At 52.1% G+C, this 15,925-nt stretch carries 12 protein-coding genes and 1 tRNA gene; 8 read left to right on the top strand and 5 right to left on the bottom strand.

Going from position 1 to position 15,925, the window contains the following annotated elements; all coding sequences use genetic code 11:
- Positions 1-68: 68 nt before the first annotated feature.
- The 6 genes from aspA (at position 69) to GZ59_RS02125 (ending at position 7,750) form a co-directional block, all read left to right on the top strand.
- On the top strand, positions 69-1,508 hold the full coding sequence (aspA, locus tag GZ59_RS02150; RefSeq protein WP_011092048.1) for an aspartate ammonia-lyase: 1,440 nt from the start codon (positions 69-71) through the stop codon (positions 1,506-1,508).
- A gap of 119 nt (positions 1,509-1,627) precedes the next feature.
- Positions 1,628-2,659, top strand: coding sequence for an IS630-like element ISPeat1 family transposase (locus tag GZ59_RS02145; RefSeq protein ID WP_039289737.1), 1,032 nt, complete (start codon positions 1,628-1,630; stop codon positions 2,657-2,659).
- 372 nt (positions 2,660-3,031) lie between these two features.
- Positions 3,032-4,453 carry a TolC family protein gene (locus GZ59_RS02140; protein WP_039289732.1) on the top strand — a complete coding sequence of 474 codons (1,422 nt, stop codon included), beginning with the start codon at positions 3,032-3,034 and terminating at the stop codon, positions 4,451-4,453.
- The gene (locus GZ59_RS02135) at positions 4,450-5,448 is read left to right on the top strand and encodes an HlyD family secretion protein (protein ID WP_039289730.1); all 999 of its coding nucleotides are present in this window, start codon (positions 4,450-4,452) and stop codon (positions 5,446-5,448) included. The genes GZ59_RS02140 and GZ59_RS02135 overlap by 4 nt, the downstream gene beginning before the upstream one ends.
- Positions 5,448-6,566, top strand: coding sequence for an ABC transporter permease (locus tag GZ59_RS02130; RefSeq protein ID WP_039289727.1), 1,119 nt, complete (start codon positions 5,448-5,450; stop codon positions 6,564-6,566). Before GZ59_RS02135 ends, GZ59_RS02130 begins: the two co-directional genes overlap by 1 nt.
- Positions 6,560-7,750: an ABC transporter permease gene (locus GZ59_RS02125; RefSeq protein WP_039289724.1), complete on the top strand. Its 1,191-nt coding sequence runs from the start codon at positions 6,560-6,562 to the stop codon at positions 7,748-7,750. The genes GZ59_RS02130 and GZ59_RS02125 overlap by 7 nt, the downstream gene beginning before the upstream one ends.
- Before the next feature lie 54 nt (positions 7,751-7,804).
- On the opposite strand, the gene GZ59_RS02120 is transcribed toward GZ59_RS02125, so the two are convergent.
- From GZ59_RS02120 to lptF, 5 genes are all read right to left on the bottom strand, one after another.
- A complete protein-coding gene (locus tag GZ59_RS02120) occupies positions 7,805-8,935 on the bottom strand; it encodes a lipase family protein (protein WP_011092043.1) in 1,131 nt (376 codons plus the stop codon).
- A gap of 296 nt (positions 8,936-9,231) precedes the next feature.
- On the bottom strand, positions 9,232-10,353 hold the full coding sequence (locus tag GZ59_RS02115) for a ribosomal protein uL16 3-hydroxylase (protein ID WP_039289721.1): 1,122 nt from the start codon (positions 10,351-10,353) through the stop codon (positions 9,232-9,234).
- Between the two features lie 466 nt (positions 10,354-10,819).
- A tRNA-Leu gene (locus GZ59_RS02110) sits at positions 10,820-10,904 on the bottom strand.
- Between the two features lie 217 nt (positions 10,905-11,121).
- On the bottom strand, positions 11,122-12,198 hold the full coding sequence (gene lptG / locus GZ59_RS02105) for an LPS export ABC transporter permease LptG (protein ID WP_011092035.1): 1,077 nt from the start codon (positions 12,196-12,198) through the stop codon (positions 11,122-11,124).
- Positions 12,198-13,313: an LPS export ABC transporter permease LptF gene (gene lptF, locus GZ59_RS02100; RefSeq protein ID WP_011092034.1), complete on the bottom strand. Its 1,116-nt coding sequence runs from the start codon at positions 13,311-13,313 to the stop codon at positions 12,198-12,200. Before lptF ends, lptG begins: the two co-directional genes overlap by 1 nt.
- A gap of 282 nt (positions 13,314-13,595) precedes the next feature.
- On the opposite strand from lptF, the gene pepA reads away from it, so the two are divergent.
- Entirely contained in the window at positions 13,596-15,107 is a 1,512-nt protein-coding gene (pepA, locus tag GZ59_RS02095) for a leucyl aminopeptidase (RefSeq protein ID WP_039289717.1), read from the top strand.
- A gap of 364 nt (positions 15,108-15,471) precedes the next feature.
- Positions 15,472-15,921 carry a DNA polymerase III subunit chi gene (locus GZ59_RS02090; RefSeq protein WP_039289714.1) on the top strand — a complete coding sequence of 150 codons (450 nt, stop codon included), beginning with the start codon at positions 15,472-15,474 and terminating at the stop codon, positions 15,919-15,921.
- Positions 15,922-15,925: the final 4 nt, after the last annotated feature.

Below are 15,925 nucleotides of genomic sequence, written 5' to 3'. Positions count from 1 at the left end.
TTAAAAATCATAATCTTAATATTGAAAGCGATGCTACGTACATCGAACAAGAAAAAGGAAGAAGCCCCATGTCAACGAATATCCGTATTGAAGAAGACCTGTTAGGCACTCGTGAAGTCCCCGCTGATGCGTATTATGGTATCCATACGCTGCGTGCGATTGAGAACTTTTATATCAGCAATAGCACTATTAGCGATATTCCAGAATTTGTTCGTGCCATGGTGATGGTAAAAAAAGCGGCCGCACTAGCGAATAAAGAACTGCAAACCATCCCGCGTAAAATTGCCGACACTATTCTGCAAGCCTGTGATGAAGTGCTGAATAACGGTAAATGTCTGGATCAGTTCCCTGTCGATGTGTATCAGGGTGGTGCGGGTACGTCAGTCAACATGAACACCAACGAAGTGCTGGCGAATATCGGTCTGGAACTGATGGGTCATCAGAAAGGTGAATACCAGTACCTGAACCCGAACGACCACCTGAACAAATGCCAGTCCACCAACGATGCTTACCCGACTGGTTTCCGTATTGCGGTATACACCTCAATCCTGAAGCTGGTAGAAGCCATTACTCAGTTGAGCGATGGCTTTGAGCGTAAAGCAAAAGAGTTCGAAAACATCCTGAAAATGGGTCGTACCCAGTTGCAGGACGCCGTGCCGATGACCCTAGGCCAAGAATTCCACGCGTTCAACGTACTGCTGAAAGAAGAAAACCGCAACCTGCTGCGTACCGCAGAGTTGCTGCTGGAAGTAAACCTTGGCGCAACCGCCATCGGTACCCGTCTGAACACACCGGATGAGTACCAGAAGCTGGCTGTTCAGCACTTGGCAAAAATCAGCGGCCTGCCTTGCGTACCGGCTGAAGACCTGATCGAAGCGACCTCCGACTGCGGTGCTTACGTAATGATGCACAGCGCCCTGAAACGCGTAGCGGTTAAAATGTCGAAGATCTGTAACGACTTACGCCTGCTGTCTTCCGGCCCACGCACTGGCCTGAACGAAATCAACCTGCCAGAATTGCAGGCGGGATCGTCCATCATGCCAGCCAAAGTTAACCCTGTAGTACCGGAAGTGGTGAATCAGGTGTGCTTCAAGGTCATCGGCAACGATACCTGCGTGACCATGGCGGCAGAAGCAGGCCAGTTACAGTTGAACGTGATGGAACCGGTTATCGGACAAGCCATGTTCGAATCTATCCAGATTCTGTCTAACGCCTGCTACAACCTGCTGGAAAAATGTGTCAACGGCATCACCGCCAACAAAGAAGTGTGCGAAGCTTATGTCTTCAACTCTATCGGTATCGTGACCTACCTGAACCCGTTCATCGGTCACCACAACGGCGATATCGTTGGGAAAATCTGTGCCGAAACCGGCAAGAGCGTGCGTGAAGTCGTGCTGGAGCGCGGCCTGCTGACCGAAGAACAGCTGGACGACATTTTCTCCATCCAGAACCTGATGCACCCAGCCTACAAAGCCAAACGCTACACCGACGAAAACGAAGCCGTTTAATTATCGTTTTTTATCACTAAATAGCTGTTCCAAATAGTAGATCACCAGAAGGGAACTCAGTCCGATTTAAGCGATCTGATCAATCGCTGAATATCCCAAATCACCAACCGGACTGAGTCATGCCGATCATAGCACCGATACCCGACGCCGAAAGGTGTCTGATGCAAAAAACCATCCATAAAACATGTGATAAAAACTATGCCCGCAGACTCACCGCGATGTTGATGCTTCATCGTGGGGACAAGATAAGTGACGTTGCCAAAACGCTTTGCTGCGCACGTTCATCGCTGGGGCGCTGGATTAATTGGTTCACACTTTACGGGCTGGAAGGCCTGAAATCATTACCCTCAGGTCGTGGCCGACGCTGGCCGTTTGAGCGCATTTGTGTGCTGTTGCGTCAACTGATTAAGCATTCGCCGGAAGATTTTGGTTATCAGCGTTCTCGCTGGAGTACTGAACTGTTAGCAATAAAAATCAACGAGATAACCGGGTGCCGTTTGCATGCTTCAACCGTTCGCCGCTGGCTTCCCTCTGCTGGACTTGTCTGGCGAAGAGCGGCCCCCACGCTGCGCATTCGCGACCCGTATAAAGAAGAGAAAATGGCCGCTATCGCAGAGGCGCTAAGCGAGTGTAGCGTCGAACATCCCGTGTTTTACGAGGATGAGGTCGATATCCATCTCAACCCCAAAATAGGTGCTGACTGGCAGCTACGTGGTCAACAAAAGCGAGTTGTTACGCCAGGGAAAAACGAAAAATATTATCTGGCTGGCGCGTTGCACAGCGGCACAGGAAAAGTCAGTTACGTCGGCAGCAGCAGTAAAAACTCGGGGTTATTTATCAGCTTGTTAAAACATCTAAAAAGCACGTACCGGCGAGCAAAAACGATCACGCTGATCGTTGATAACTACATCATCCATAAAAGTCGTGAAACGCTTCGTTGGCTGAAGAATAACCCAAAATTTATTGTTATTTATCAACCAATTTACTCACCGTGGGTGAACCACGTAGAACGGTTATGGCAGGCATTACACGACACAATAACTAGAAATCATAGCTGTCGTTCGATGTGGCAATTACTGAACAAAGTACGCTATTTTATGAAAACGGTAAGCCCATTTCCTGGCAGGAAGCACGGTCAGGCAAAAGTGTAGCGATATTAGGATCAGCTATTTAGCTTGATTATTGTCACACTGGCTCGGAGGAAACTCCGAGCCTTTTCTGGCTAATTATATATTCAGATATTATTTTCATTAGAAGAATACTGGCGTCATTAATGACTCACCACGTATCCCACACTGTTTCTCGTCCCTAAAAATAAATTTTTCAATTCAATCCCTTATATTATTTGAATAATTGGGGATTTAGACCAAAACTAAATCATCTCAGAAAAATAATAGGGGATAACGCGGTTTGTTTACCTCAGCGTTAGCCCTGTTTCTTTATCCTATAACGGTATCGCTTTTTCAGCGGACCTATTTTTATCAACTTGGCTGTACTTGGGTAAAAGGATGATTTCACTTGGCATGCCTCGATTAACCTACGGCAAAAACCGATTTCTGGCTTATTTCCCCGCGGCGCTGTTGCTATTACAGTGCTGGTCCTCCACGGCATTTGGACAGCCTATTACGTTTAATCAGGCCTGGGTCCGCTTGCTGCAAAGTGATGACAGTATTGCTGCCGAGCACGCGGGGGTCGATCGGGCACAGTCCCTGCGAGAATCGGCTAAAGGTCTCTACTGGCCGCAGATCAACGTCGGTGCAAGCTATACGCGTCTCGATAAACCTGTCGAACTAGACGCCCGAGACCTTAATCCGCTGGCAAATCATCGGGACATCTTCGCCGCACTAAACCAGCTTGTTAACATCAGCGGCAATCCCTTCGTCACCCGCTTCACAGAACAAAACGTGGTAACCAGTTCTGTCCAAGTCGTCTGGCCGCTATTCACCGGAGGTCGGATTGATGCCGCTCAGTCGATTCGGGCAGCACAGGTGAATGAGGCAGAACAAATGCTGATCATCCGCACGCTGGCGCAGTTTGAAGCGCTGGCGCAGGCTTATTACGGCGTGGTGATGGCACATCAGGTGATAAAGACGCGTCAGGATATTGAAAAAGGCATGGCGCAGCATTATGACCACGCTCGCAAGCTGGAGGCTCAGGGGCAAATTGCCAGAGTCGAGGTGCTGTCCGCACAGTCCGCTTATGACATGGCGCGAATCGAAACACAAAAGGCGCGTCGCAGTTTGGAGACGACCGAAATTGTCTTAGCGAAACTAATCAAGACGGAAGGCGCAACGCCCTCTTCTTCGCTGTTCATCAACAAGGCGCTTCCCGAACTGCCTGCGTTGGTGAAACAAACGCTCAATACCCACCCCGGTTTAAAAGTACTCTCAGCCAAGCGCGATCAGGCCAAGGATCTTATCCGTATCGAACGCGCCAAATATGCTCCCGACGTGTTTCTGTTCGGCAACTATCAGCTTTACGAACAGGACACGCTAGCAGCCAGAACGACGCCAGACTGGATGGTCGGCGTCGGCGTTTCCGTCCCGCTCATCAGCCGTGAAGGCCGTTCCGACAATATTGCCGCCGCAAAAAGTGCAGAAATGCAGGTTAACTATCTGGAAGCCGACATGCGGCAAAACCTTGAGGTCTTGGTCGAAACCACATGGCGAGACGCTCGACAGGCGCTGGAGGAATTCAACTCGCTGTCCTCCACGCAAAAACTGGCGGAAGAGAATGTTCAGTTACGCAACAAAGCCTTTATGCAGGGAATGTCTACCTCGCTAGACGTGGTCGATGCGCTGAATCAGTTAGCCGGAGCCAAGACACAGCGCGCCTCCGCAGCCTATCGTTACGTGGTTTCCATCGCCAGATTGATGGCCATCTCCAGCCAGTTGAACCGCTTTTCTGACTACCAGACTCAGTACGCCATACAGGTGACGCCATGACACAGTCCCCCTCTTCTTCGCGTTCGACGCGCAAATGGATCCTTCAGGCCATCCTGGTGATTGTGGTGGTCTGGATAGCGTATCGCTTCTGGCTTGCTTACCAGCCCGAACCTATACGGTTACAAGGGCAAATCGAAGCGCAGCAGTATTCAGTCTCTTCAAAAGTGCCGGGCCGTATTGCTGATGTGCGAGTAGAAAAAGGCCAGCAGCTCGACGTTGGCGATCTCGTTTTCACGCTCCTGACACCAGAACTGGATGCCAAGCTGGAACAGGCGAAAGCAGGTGAAGCCGCGGCAGGTGCAGTCGCGTTAGAGGCTAAAACAGGCGCACGTGAGCAGCAGATCGCCGCAGCAAAAGATCAGTGGCAAAAAGCCAAAGCCGGTTCAGAGCTCAGCAATAAAACCTATCTGCGCGTGCAAAATCTCTATCAGGAAGGCGTGCTGCCGCTGCAAAAACGGGATGAAGCCAAAGCCTCGTGGGATGCCGCGCGCTACACCGAAGGGATGGCCTGGCAGGAATACCAAATGGCGCTAGAAGGCACCCGCAAAGAAACACTGGTTGCCGCAGAGGAAAAAGCCCGCATGGCCGCGGGTTCCGTGGCCGAAGTGGAAGCCTATCTGGCAGAAGCGCGCGTCGTCAGTCCGCACTCAGGTGAAGTCAGCAATGTGCTGCTACGCAACGGCGAAATTGCGCCACAGGGTTTTCCCGTGGTCACGCTGCTGGACATGAGCGACATCTGGATACAGTTAGCAGTGCGTGAGGATCTCCTTGAGCGTTTTGCGATGGGCACCGAGTTTGAGGCGCGCATCCCGGCGCTAAACAACCAGACATTCCGGTTTAAGGTGTCTTACGTTTCCGTCATGGGGGATTTTGCGACGTGGCGAGCAACGGATACCCGACAAGGGTTTGATATGCGTACGTTCGAAGTGGAAGCGCGGCCAGTTCAACCCATCAGCGGGCTGCGCGTTGGCATGAGCGCACTGGTAGAGATGTGATGATGCGTGAATGGAAGGCCCTGTGGCGCGATCGTTGGGGAATGGCCCTAGCGCTCTGGCTGCCTCTTTTCACCATGTTGATTGCCTGGTGGACGCTATCTGGTGCCATTGTCCGCGAACTCCCCATCGGCCTGATCGATCTGGACAACAGCACGATGTCACGCCAGTTCGCCCGAGAGTTGGATGCCTCATCCTCTTTCAACCTGAACCACCAGTTCTCAACGGTGGCCGAAGGCGCAACGTCATTACGCGGAGGCGAGATCTACGCGCTGGTCGTGATTCCACGCCACTTTGAGCGTGATATCCGCCTGGGAACGTCACCCACCATTACCGCCTGGAATAACGGGCAGTTTGTGCTGATTGCCAAAGTCATCAACAGTGCTTTATCGCTGGTGGCAGGCACCTTTAATGGACAAATTGCCGTGGTGCAGGCTCTGTCTCAGGGGGCGGCGGTTCCCGAGGCCAAAGGGCTGGCGGTGCCGATTGGCGGGCAGATCACCGCACTGTTTAACCAGAATGCAAACTACGCCCAGTTTTTGCTGAACGCGATTATCCCTTCGATCTGGTCGGTACTTCTTGCGCTATACGGCCTGAATACATTGGCTCGAGAGGATCGTCATGGGTCACGCTGGATACCTGAGAACCATACTACTGCTATCAGCTCTAAATTCCTGACGCACTGGCTGATCGGCTGGGCATGGGGCGGCATCTGGAGTTATGGGCTGTATAGCCTGCTTAATTACCCACTCAATGGTTCACCGTTGTTGCTACTTATCTCGATCGGCCTGACCGCAGGCGCCTGCGTCGCACTGGGCATGGCCTTCTATGCGCTGATTCGCGACCCGGCACGCGCCGTCTCCATTGTAGGGGCCTTAATGGCTCCCGGGCTGGCGTTCATGGGAATCACCTTTCCGGCAGCAGCGATGGAGACATTTGCCACATTCTGGCGGCAGTTACTGCCCGTCGCCCACTATGGCGATATCTCGATTGCCATCACCAGCTATGGTGCAGGGATCGCTCAGATCGCACCCGCGCTGATGGCGCTCGCCCTATTCTGGCTGCTGCTGCCACTTACGCTATGGCGCTATCGGCCGGGTAACAAGGAGGCGACATGCTGACCTTCGCCGACATCATCCGGTTTGAGCTGCGCAGTTTACTGAGAGATCCGACGATCCTACTTACCCTGTTCGGCGGCATTCTTCTCTATTCCTTTCTCTATCCACGACCTTACCTCGCACAGACGCCGCGCGACCTGCCGGTGGTGCTGGTCGATGAAGATAAAACCCAGCTTTCGCGCCGTCTGGCATTTATGGCTGACGCCACGCCAGAAGTCCATCTGGTGGCACAGCGCAATACGCTGGATGAAGCAAAAACGCTACTTTTACATGGTGAAGCGAAGGGGATCCTCTACATTCCGCGCCACTTCTATCGCGACATCATGCAGGGAAAAAGCGTTACGGTAAGTTACTCAGCGGATGCCAGCTACTTTCTGATCTACGGCGCTATTGCGCAGTCTCTGGCGACAGTCGGGGGCATCGCCGGTGCACAGGTCAAAATCTCACGCCTGCTTGCTCAGGGAGAAGGCATACCCGCCGCCAGCTCGCAGTGGCAGGCGACATCCCTGAATGCAGTGCCGGTATTTAACTCAACCATGGGCTATGTCGATTACGTGGTTCCCGGCGTTTTCATGTTGATACTGCACCAGATTTTGTTGATGGGATGCGGCCTACTCGGAGCCGGACAAAATCAGCGTACGCGATCTGGCGAAGTTCGCTACTGGCAATACGCAACACCGTGGCGTTTGCTTCTGGCACGCACGCTGATCGTTGGCGGTGCCTACCTTCTCTCGCTTCTCTACATGCTCGGTTTTTGTCTTGATGCCTACGGCATTGCACGTGAGGCCAGCATGAGCCAACTGCTGCTGTTTACGCTGCCTTTTCTACTCTCGACGCTGTGGCTCGGCGTGGTGCTGGGAGCGGCCTTTACGCGCAAAGATCTCCCCAGTCAGGCGGTGCTGCTGTCTTCCATCCCTATCATCTTTCTCTCTGGCTTTATTTGGCCTGTGGAAATGATTCCTGCGCCTCTGAATTGGCTTGCACAGTGGGTGCCCGCCGTCTTCGCGATTCAGGGAATATTGCGTCTTAACCAAATGGGCGCTGATTTTACTCAGATCGCCGCATTTTGGTGGCATTTATGGATGCTGGCCGCGCTATACGGCCTGCTGGCGTGGGGCATGTTAGGGTACCGGCAGCGACAATACCGCCGGGAAAATAAGGCTGCGCGCCGATGGCTGGAAAATTAATGTCCCAGCAAATACACCGGGACAAGAGGTTTACGGTTTTGCTGTATTGTCTAACTATTTTTCCAACACGAAAGGAACTGAATTACGCAGTGAAACGTTAACCGTTTCGCTGTGGTCCATGCCTTTGTATTCATGCACATCGGCTGACGTCCCTGCGCCAACGACATCTTTCGCAAAGTGACGCTGCATCTTGGTAGGCACGTTGATGTCCTCGGTCCCAATCCCGATAAAGACTGGAGGGGTAACATTTAGTGTGTTGTAGCGAAAATGCACCATTTGATCATCCAATAATTTGTAGATCTCAGGCTTCAAACTATTCTCCGCATTCAGCCCCTCTTCCATCACTTTTTGCGTCAACTCACCGATACACATTGTATCTGCTTTCTTTACCAGCTCAGCGGCTTTCGGCGTGAAATAATCATCGGCATTAAGCCCTTTATTCGTATCGGCCGCTGACAGATAGATATACATCACATAAGGGATTTTAGGATCGCCGTCTTTTCCGCTTCCCTCAGCAAAAATTTCTTTCGCAGAGGTTTTGCCATCAAAATAGGGCGTACCGGTCAATACAGCCGATGCGATATTCAGGTTCGGTGCATAACTCGGCTGGTAGCCCGTACTCGCAAAGGCCGCGTGTGCCCCCTGCGACTGGCCGACGATAGTCAACTGATTATGCAGCGGAAATGCGGTCAGTGATGCTTTGACGCTATCCAACACGCTCCATGCCTCACCGCGCGAATTAAGGTAGTGATGCAATCCAGCAGACCCAAGCCCCGCATAATCCGGTGCCACAATGGCAAACCCCAGCGACAGCCAGGTATTCAGATACTGCGAATCCCGAGCGGAACGCGGATTGAGAGACGGTGCGCAGGATTTTCCCACGCCAATCGTCCCATGTGTCCATACCACGACCGGCCAACCCTCTTTTGGTGCCTCACCTTTGGGAATGAAAACCACCCCGGTGTCTTCCCGTAGGCTTTCGCCATCGACTCCACTCTTCGAATAATACTGGATCCGATATTGTTCCCCCGCCTCCATTAGGCCGTTTTTCGAATCCAACGGCGCTTTTTCTACCAGGGTCCCCGGCGTTTTCGCCTCTGCGAAAGTAAACGGAGCCATCATACCGACAGAGATGGTGAGAAGTAACGCTAAGGGTTTTTGCTTTAGCTTAGGCAAATGAAACATGACATTTCTCCAGAGTTATTTAATTGAATATCACTCTAAAGATAGTTCAGTTATTGATTAAATTCTGTGAAGGAAGGATTTTTTATCAATAAATTCAATAGCTAGCTAATTTTTAGTCAAGGAAAGTTAACGTCATAACGATCTTCACATTGGCGTTACCGACGCCGGATCGACTGCGAGTATTCACAGGGTGAACCTATACGCTTTTTATACAGAGAACCATTCGGATGATAATATTGCGGCTCCCAAATCACGTCATGCGATACGTGCGTAGAAGCCGCTAAAGAGAAGGGAATTTATTCGTCGAAGAACCAGTAACCCTGATTAACCAGCCCGGTTAACTCAGCCACGAATGCTGGATTCTCCAGCGCTTCGCCCAGCTCTTTTTTACCGAGAACAGTGTAACGACACAAGGCATCAGCCGCTTTCGGATCGACCGTGTCCAGCCATTCGCTGTTGATAAAGTAGCTACCGCCCACTTCCAGAACCCGCAGCCCGCTCAGACGCGTCAACACACCACCGTCCATCAGCGCGCCCACAATCTCATCCTGCTCGTAAGGCGGTTCCGCCGGAGCGATATCCAGCTCATGGCGTGGCGTCGTCACAAAACGACCGAACCACGCTTTAAGCGCTTCCGGCTGATTAATTACGTCGATCATCATCGCGCGCAGGCGGTCGAACTCATAGTCTTCAACCCGCCCTGAATGTTCCCGGCAGGTCAAATCAGGATCGCTATAGTGCTCACCACCGAGGTCGTTTTCCAGCACGTAGTCAGCAAAACTGCTGATTAAGTCTCTACCGTTCGGCCCACGGAACCCCACGGAATAGTTAAGCGCGGTTTCATGAGTGAAACCGTCGTGCGGGAAACCAGGCGGAATATAGAGAATGTCGCCCGGTTCGAGATCTTCATCAATGATCGGCGGGAAAGGATCGACATGCAGCAGTGCAGGATGTGGGCAGAACTGACGCATCGGCAGTTTATCACCCACGCGCCAGCGGCGGCTGCCCATCCCCTGAATGATGAAGACATCGTACTGATCGATATGCGGGCCAACGCCGCCGCCCGGTACAGAAAAGGAGATCATCAGGTCGTCTAAACGCCAGTCCGGCAATACGCGGAACGGGCTCACGAGTTCAGCAGACGGCGCATGCCAGTGGTTCACCGCCTGAGCCAGCAGCGACCAGCCGGTTTCACCCAGATTATCAAAATTCTCAAACGGCCCGTTGCTGGCCTGCCACTGGCCATTTTTATAACTGACTAAGCGGCTATCAACTTCAGCCTCCATCGCCAAACCAGCCAGCTCATCCGGCGTAATCGGATCGACAAAATTCGGGAAAGCATTCTTCAATACAACAGGTTTTTTTTGCCAGTATTTTTCTAAGAATTCGGGCCAATTAAGATTAAGTTGATAAGCCATACGTTCACACCAGTGAGAAGAGAAACGGGCATGATTATAAAGAAGGTGATGACTGAACTACCTTGTCATTGGTCAATGGGTGGGTGTTCAGCGAGATGAAAAGTAGAGTGGCTATGGTAGGGGATCATTGAGGTATTGATGGTTTCAGTAGCTAGCTGACGTTCAGTTTAAACTCATACTGCACACCCGAAGCAGCAGCCATGCACATCTGCAAAGCGGTACAGGCAACAACGTCGGTCAGAGCCATAATTGGGGGTCAACTCATAATCTAAGTGAATTGACCCTTATCTTGCCCCCCAAATCATCTGGATGTCAATGGACGAAAAAAGACCACTGTGGATAAAATAGACAAAATCGCAGAGAGGGGGGTGAAATTAAAATCGTTATTTTACAGATGGATATGGACTTTACTGAACAATTTTGGACATAAAAAAAGCCACCCTAAGGTGACTTAATTTTCATACTGTGGTGCCGAAGGCCGGAATCGAACCGGCACATCTTTCGATGGTTGATTTTGAATCAACTGCGTCTACCGATTTCGCCACTTCGGCACTGAGAGTAGTATGCGGAAAACGTGGGCATTATACCGTTTGACGGCCCACGCGCAACGTTAATCCACTCAGTGCTCGGTTAAGTGCTGAAAAAATCATCTTTAGCAACGCGTTATGACCACTTTGCCTTCAATATTGTGTGGTGTGAACGTTGTCGTGAACAATAAAAAAGCGCCGTGGATTAATCCATCCGGCGCTTTTTCAGACTCGTTGGGTTCTATCGCCGTTTCAGTAGCAGCGCTACGCTGATGAACAAAAATACCGAGCTAGGCAAGATAGCACCCAGGATAGGTGGGATACCGTAGACCAAGCTGAGCGGGCGGAAAATCTCATTCAGCAGGTAGAAGAGGAAGCCGAAGCTGATACCTATCACGATGCGTGAACCCGCCGACACACTGCGCAGCGGGCCAAATATGAAAGAGACCGCCATGAGCATCATCACCGCAACAGAGACCGGTGCAAAGATTTTGCTCCACATGTTGAGCTGGTAGCGGTTCGATTCCTGTCCGCTTTGTTTCAGGTACTTGGCGTAATTATGTAGTCCACGGATTGACAGTGCATCGGGTTCCAGCGCCACCACGCCTAGCTTATCCGGCGTCAGGTTAGTTTTCCATTCGCCGCTGAGCGTCTGGCTGCCGCCAATTTGTTTGCCGTCGCTCAAATCGGATTCATCAACCTGCGAGAGTTTCCATACGTTTCTGTCATCTTCAAATTCGGCAGAGGCCGCATATCGCACAGATAATAGCTTATTTTGATCGTCGAAGCGGTAGATGCTGACGCCAGAGAGTTCTTTATCGCCCGTTACCCGTTCGATAAAGATAAAGTTATTGCCGTCTTTTGCCCACAGTCCACCCTGCGTAGAGATCATCGACCCACCGGAGATCATCTGAGAACGATAGTTACGCGCCATCTGCTCCCCTTGCGGTGAGACCCACTCGCCAATCGCCATCGTCAGCAATACCAACGGGATCGCGGTTTTCATCACGGCAGTCGCAATCTGTAAGCGAGTAAAGCCAGAAGCCTGCATCACCACCAGTTCACTACGAGTCGCTAGCTGGCCAAGCCCGAGTAATGCACCGAGCAATGCCGCCATCGGAAAGAAAATCTCAATATCTTTTGGCACGCTGAGCAGCGTGTATAGCCCCGCACCCAGCGCCGAATACTCGCCCTGCCCGACTTTACGCAACTGGTCGACAAACTTAATGATGCCGGAGAGCGACACCAGCATGAACAGCGTCGTCATGATGGTGGTAAAAATCGTTTTGCCAATATAGCGGTCTAATACACCAAACATCAGGCCGCTCCTTGTGTTTTAAGTGTACGAGGCTTAAGGCGAGCGCGCATTTTGCGCATCGGCACGGTATCCCATAGGTTAAGCATGACCGCGATACCGAAATACATCAGGTTGGTCAGCCAGATCCACACCATCGGATCGATTTTTCCTTTACTGGCGTTAGAACGCAGCGAGCTTTGCAGCAGGAAGAAAATCAGGTACAACAGCATCGCTGGCAGCATGCTCAGCACTCTGCCCTGACGTGGGTTCACCACACTCAGTGGCACCACCATCAGCGCCATGATCAGCACCGAAACAATCAACGTTAGTCGCCAATGGAACTCTGCGCGCGCATCGTGTGCATCAGAACTCCACAGCGCTTGCATACCCATTTGCTGCACATCACTATTGTTTAGCGTCACAGTCTGGTGACCAATCACAGCCTGATAGTTAGTGAAATCCGTAATACGGAAGTCGCGCAGCAGCGCTGTGCCTTCGTAACGCGAGCCGTTGTCCAAGGTCACGACCTGCGCACCATCTTCGTTTTGCGTGATATGACCACGATCGGCCACAACGACGGAAGGCCGTGCGTTACCGCTGGGACGCAGTTGCGCCAGAAAGACGTGCTGAAACTCCGATCCTTTGACATTGCCGACAAACAGCACTGCATTACCACCCTGTGCGGACTGAAACTGTCCTTCTACCAGGGCCGCCATACTGGGGTTCGCCTTCGCTTCCGCCAACACTTCCTCCTGATGCATTGACGACCACGGGCTTAGCCACATGACATTAATCGTTGCAATGACAGCAGTGAACATCGCCAAGATCAGCGCGGCTTTCAGCAACACACGTTTGCCCAGCCCGCAGGCGTGCATGACGGTGATCTCGCTTTCCGCATAGAGGCGGCCAAACGTCATCAATACGCCAAGAAATAGACTTAATGGCAGGATGAGCTGCACCATCTCTGGCACGCCCAATCCCAACAGGGAGATAACCAAATTTGTCGGGATTTCACCATCAACAGCAGCGCCCAATATCCGTACTAATTTCTGGCAAAAGAAAATCAGTAGCAGAATGAAAAGGATGGCCAGTTGGCTCTTAAAGGTTTCCCGTACCAGATATCGAATGATGATCACGCTTAATTACGCCTGTGAAAACTTGTCTTTTTGCAGGAAAATCGATAGTTTCTTCGCTAACGCGCCATTTATACTCATTTTTGGCAGCCCTCATAGCTAAAACGGTATTACAACACACTGCGTTTGAACTGTTGTATCAGAACCTGCTTATAGTCACCAAAACAGGTTCGTTACGTCGTTAAGATTAACACAAGTTATGTTAACGCAACGGCGGGAAAGTATTACGGAGTATCACATACTAGCCGTTGCCCCCGCTTTTGTCTTTAAGATTCAGGAGAGTACATGGAGTTCAGCGTAAAAAGCGGTAGCCCGGAAAAACAACGCAGCGCCTGCATTGTCGTCGGCGTGTTTGAACCGCGTCGTCTGTCCCCTATTGCCGAACAACTCGATAAAATCAGCGACGGCTACATCAGCGCGTTGCTTCGCCGTGGTGAATTAGAAGGCAAAGTGGGGCAATCACTGCTCTTGCACCATGTACCTAACATTCTTTCCGAGCGCATTCTGCTGATTGGTTGCGGTAAAGAGCGCGAACTTGATGAACGCCAGTACAAACAGGTGATTCAGAAAACGATCAACGCCTTGAACGAAACCGGTTCGATGGAAGCGGTCTGCTTCCTGACCGAACTGCACGTGAAAGGTCGTAACACGTACTGGAAAGTGCGTCAGGCCGTCGAAACCGCGAAAGAAACGCTGTATACCTTCGATCAATTGAAGAGCAATAAGGTCGAACTGCGCCGTCCGCTGCGCAAAATGGTATTTAACGTGCCGACGCGCCGTGAGCTGACCAGCGGCGAGCGTGCTATCCAGCACGGTCTGGCTATTGCTGCGGGCATCAAAGCCGCAAAAGATCTCGGCAACATGCCGCCGAATATCTGCAATGCCGCGTATCTGGCCTCTCAAGCACGTCAGTTGGCCGATACCTACAGCCAGAACACTATCACGCGCGTGATTGGCGAAGAGCAGATGAAAGAGCTGGGCATGAATGCCTATCTGGCCGTCGGTCAGGGCTCGCAGAATGAATCGCTGATGTCCGTGATCGAATATAAAGGCGATCCAAACCCGGAAAACCGCCCAATTGTGCTAGTAGGTAAAGGGCTAACGTTCGATTCCGGCGGCATCTCCATCAAACCTGCCGACAGCATGGACGAAATGAAATACGACATGTGCGGCGCGGCTACGGTCTACGGCGTGATGCGTATGGCGGCCGAACTGGCGCTGCCGTTGAATATCGTCGGCGTGCTCGCAGGTTGTGAAAACATGGTCGACGGGCGCGCATACCGTCCGGGTGATGTGCTGACCACGATGTCCGGCCAAACGGTAGAAGTGCTGAACACCGATGCAGAAGGCCGCCTGGTATTGTGTGATACGCTGACCTACGTTGAGCGTTATGAGCCGGACGTGGTGATTGACGTCGCGACGCTAACTGGCGCGTGCGTGATTGCGCTGGGGCACCACATCACTGGGCTGATGGCGAACCACAATCCACTGGCACACGAGCTGTTGAGCGCGTCCGAGCAGTCTGGCGACCGCGCATGGCGTCTGCCGCTGACCGACGAGTTCCAGGAACAACTGGAGTCCAATTTTGCCGATATGGCGAATATTGGTGGTCGTCCAGGCGGTGCGATTACCGCAGGCTGCTTCCTGTCGCGCTTTACGCGCAAGTACAGCTGGGCACATCTGGATATTGCTGGCACCGCTTGGCGCTCCGGCAAAGCCAAAGGCGCAACGGGCCGGCCAGTCGCACTGTTATCACAGTTCCTGCTTAACCGCGCCGGACAGAACGACGTAGAATAAGGCTTTCGCGTCAACGACGATGACCAGCGCCAGCGATTACTTTTGTTCTTATATACTCTAAATAATTCGAGTTTCAGGACAAAAACAGCAAGGCGTTTTTGAGCAGCGCTTGCGCTGCCCCCAAAGGGGTGAGGCCGTAGGGCCGAATAATGCGGCAAGAGAAGGAATCCCGATGAGCTTACTCAGGTAAGTGATTCGGGTGACTGACAAATCTGCCAGAGGCAGATTTGAACGCTGCTTGCAGCGACCCCAACGGGGCGAGGTCCACGCGAGTGGGCCGAGTAGCGCAGCCAACGCACATGCAACTTGAAGTATGACGAGTATAATGGGCCGGGTTTTCCGGCCCTTATCAATAGTGTAAACAATGAAAAACGCAACGTTCTATCTTCTCGAACACGACAGCAAAAGCGGTGAGCTCAGCGCCCATGAGGCACTGGCATGCGATCTGGCGGCAGAACGTTGGCGAGCAGGAAAGCGCGTGCTGATTGCCTGCGAGGACGAACAGCAGGCCATTAGGCTTGACGAGGCGCTGTGGCAAAGAGACCCCAACGCATTCGTTCCGCATAATCTGGCAGGCGAAGGGCCGCGTCACGGCGCACCGGTCGAACTGGCATGGCCACAGCGGCGTGGCAATGCGCCACGGGACCTGTTGATCAGCCTATTGCCGCAGTTCGCAGATTTTGCCACCGCTTTCCATGAAGTGATAGACTTTGTCCCTTACGAAGACTCCTTGAAACAGTTGGCGCGCGACCGCTATAAAACCTATCGCAGCGTCGGCTTCCGATTGACCACGGCTACGCCGCCAACTCACTGAATTT

Source organism: Pectobacterium atrosepticum (assembly GCF_000740965.1).
Classification (GTDB): domain Bacteria; phylum Pseudomonadota; class Gammaproteobacteria; order Enterobacterales; family Enterobacteriaceae; genus Pectobacterium; species Pectobacterium atrosepticum.
This window is presented reverse-complemented; position numbering and strand designations above follow the sequence as displayed.

Bases quoted from the DNA above. Each gene is read 5' to 3' on its own strand.
- aspA (WP_011092048.1), top strand. From the start codon at position 69: ATGTCAACGAATATCCGTATTGAAGAAGACCTGTTAGGCACTCGTGAA.
- GZ59_RS02145 (WP_039289737.1), top strand. From the start codon at position 1,628: ATGCCGATCATAGCACCGATACCCGACGCCGAAAGGTGTCTGATGCAA.
- GZ59_RS02140 (WP_039289732.1), top strand. From the start codon at position 3,032: ATGCCTCGATTAACCTACGGCAAAAACCGATTTCTGGCTTATTTCCCC.
- GZ59_RS02135 (WP_039289730.1), top strand. From the start codon at position 4,450: ATGACACAGTCCCCCTCTTCTTCGCGTTCGACGCGCAAATGGATCCTT.
- GZ59_RS02130 (WP_039289727.1), top strand. From the start codon at position 5,448: ATGATGCGTGAATGGAAGGCCCTGTGGCGCGATCGTTGGGGAATGGCC.
- GZ59_RS02125 (WP_039289724.1), top strand. From the start codon at position 6,560: ATGCTGACCTTCGCCGACATCATCCGGTTTGAGCTGCGCAGTTTACTG.
- GZ59_RS02120 (WP_011092043.1), bottom strand. From the start codon at position 8,935: ATGTTTCATTTGCCTAAGCTAAAGCAAAAACCCTTAGCGTTACTTCTC.
- GZ59_RS02115 (WP_039289721.1), bottom strand. From the start codon at position 10,353: ATGGCTTATCAACTTAATCTTAATTGGCCCGAATTCTTAGAAAAATAC.
- lptG (WP_011092035.1), bottom strand. From the start codon at position 12,198: ATGTTTGGTGTATTAGACCGCTATATTGGCAAAACGATTTTTACCACC.
- pepA (WP_039289717.1), top strand. From the start codon at position 13,596: ATGGAGTTCAGCGTAAAAAGCGGTAGCCCGGAAAAACAACGCAGCGCC.
- GZ59_RS02090 (WP_039289714.1), top strand. From the start codon at position 15,472: ATGAAAAACGCAACGTTCTATCTTCTCGAACACGACAGCAAAAGCGGT.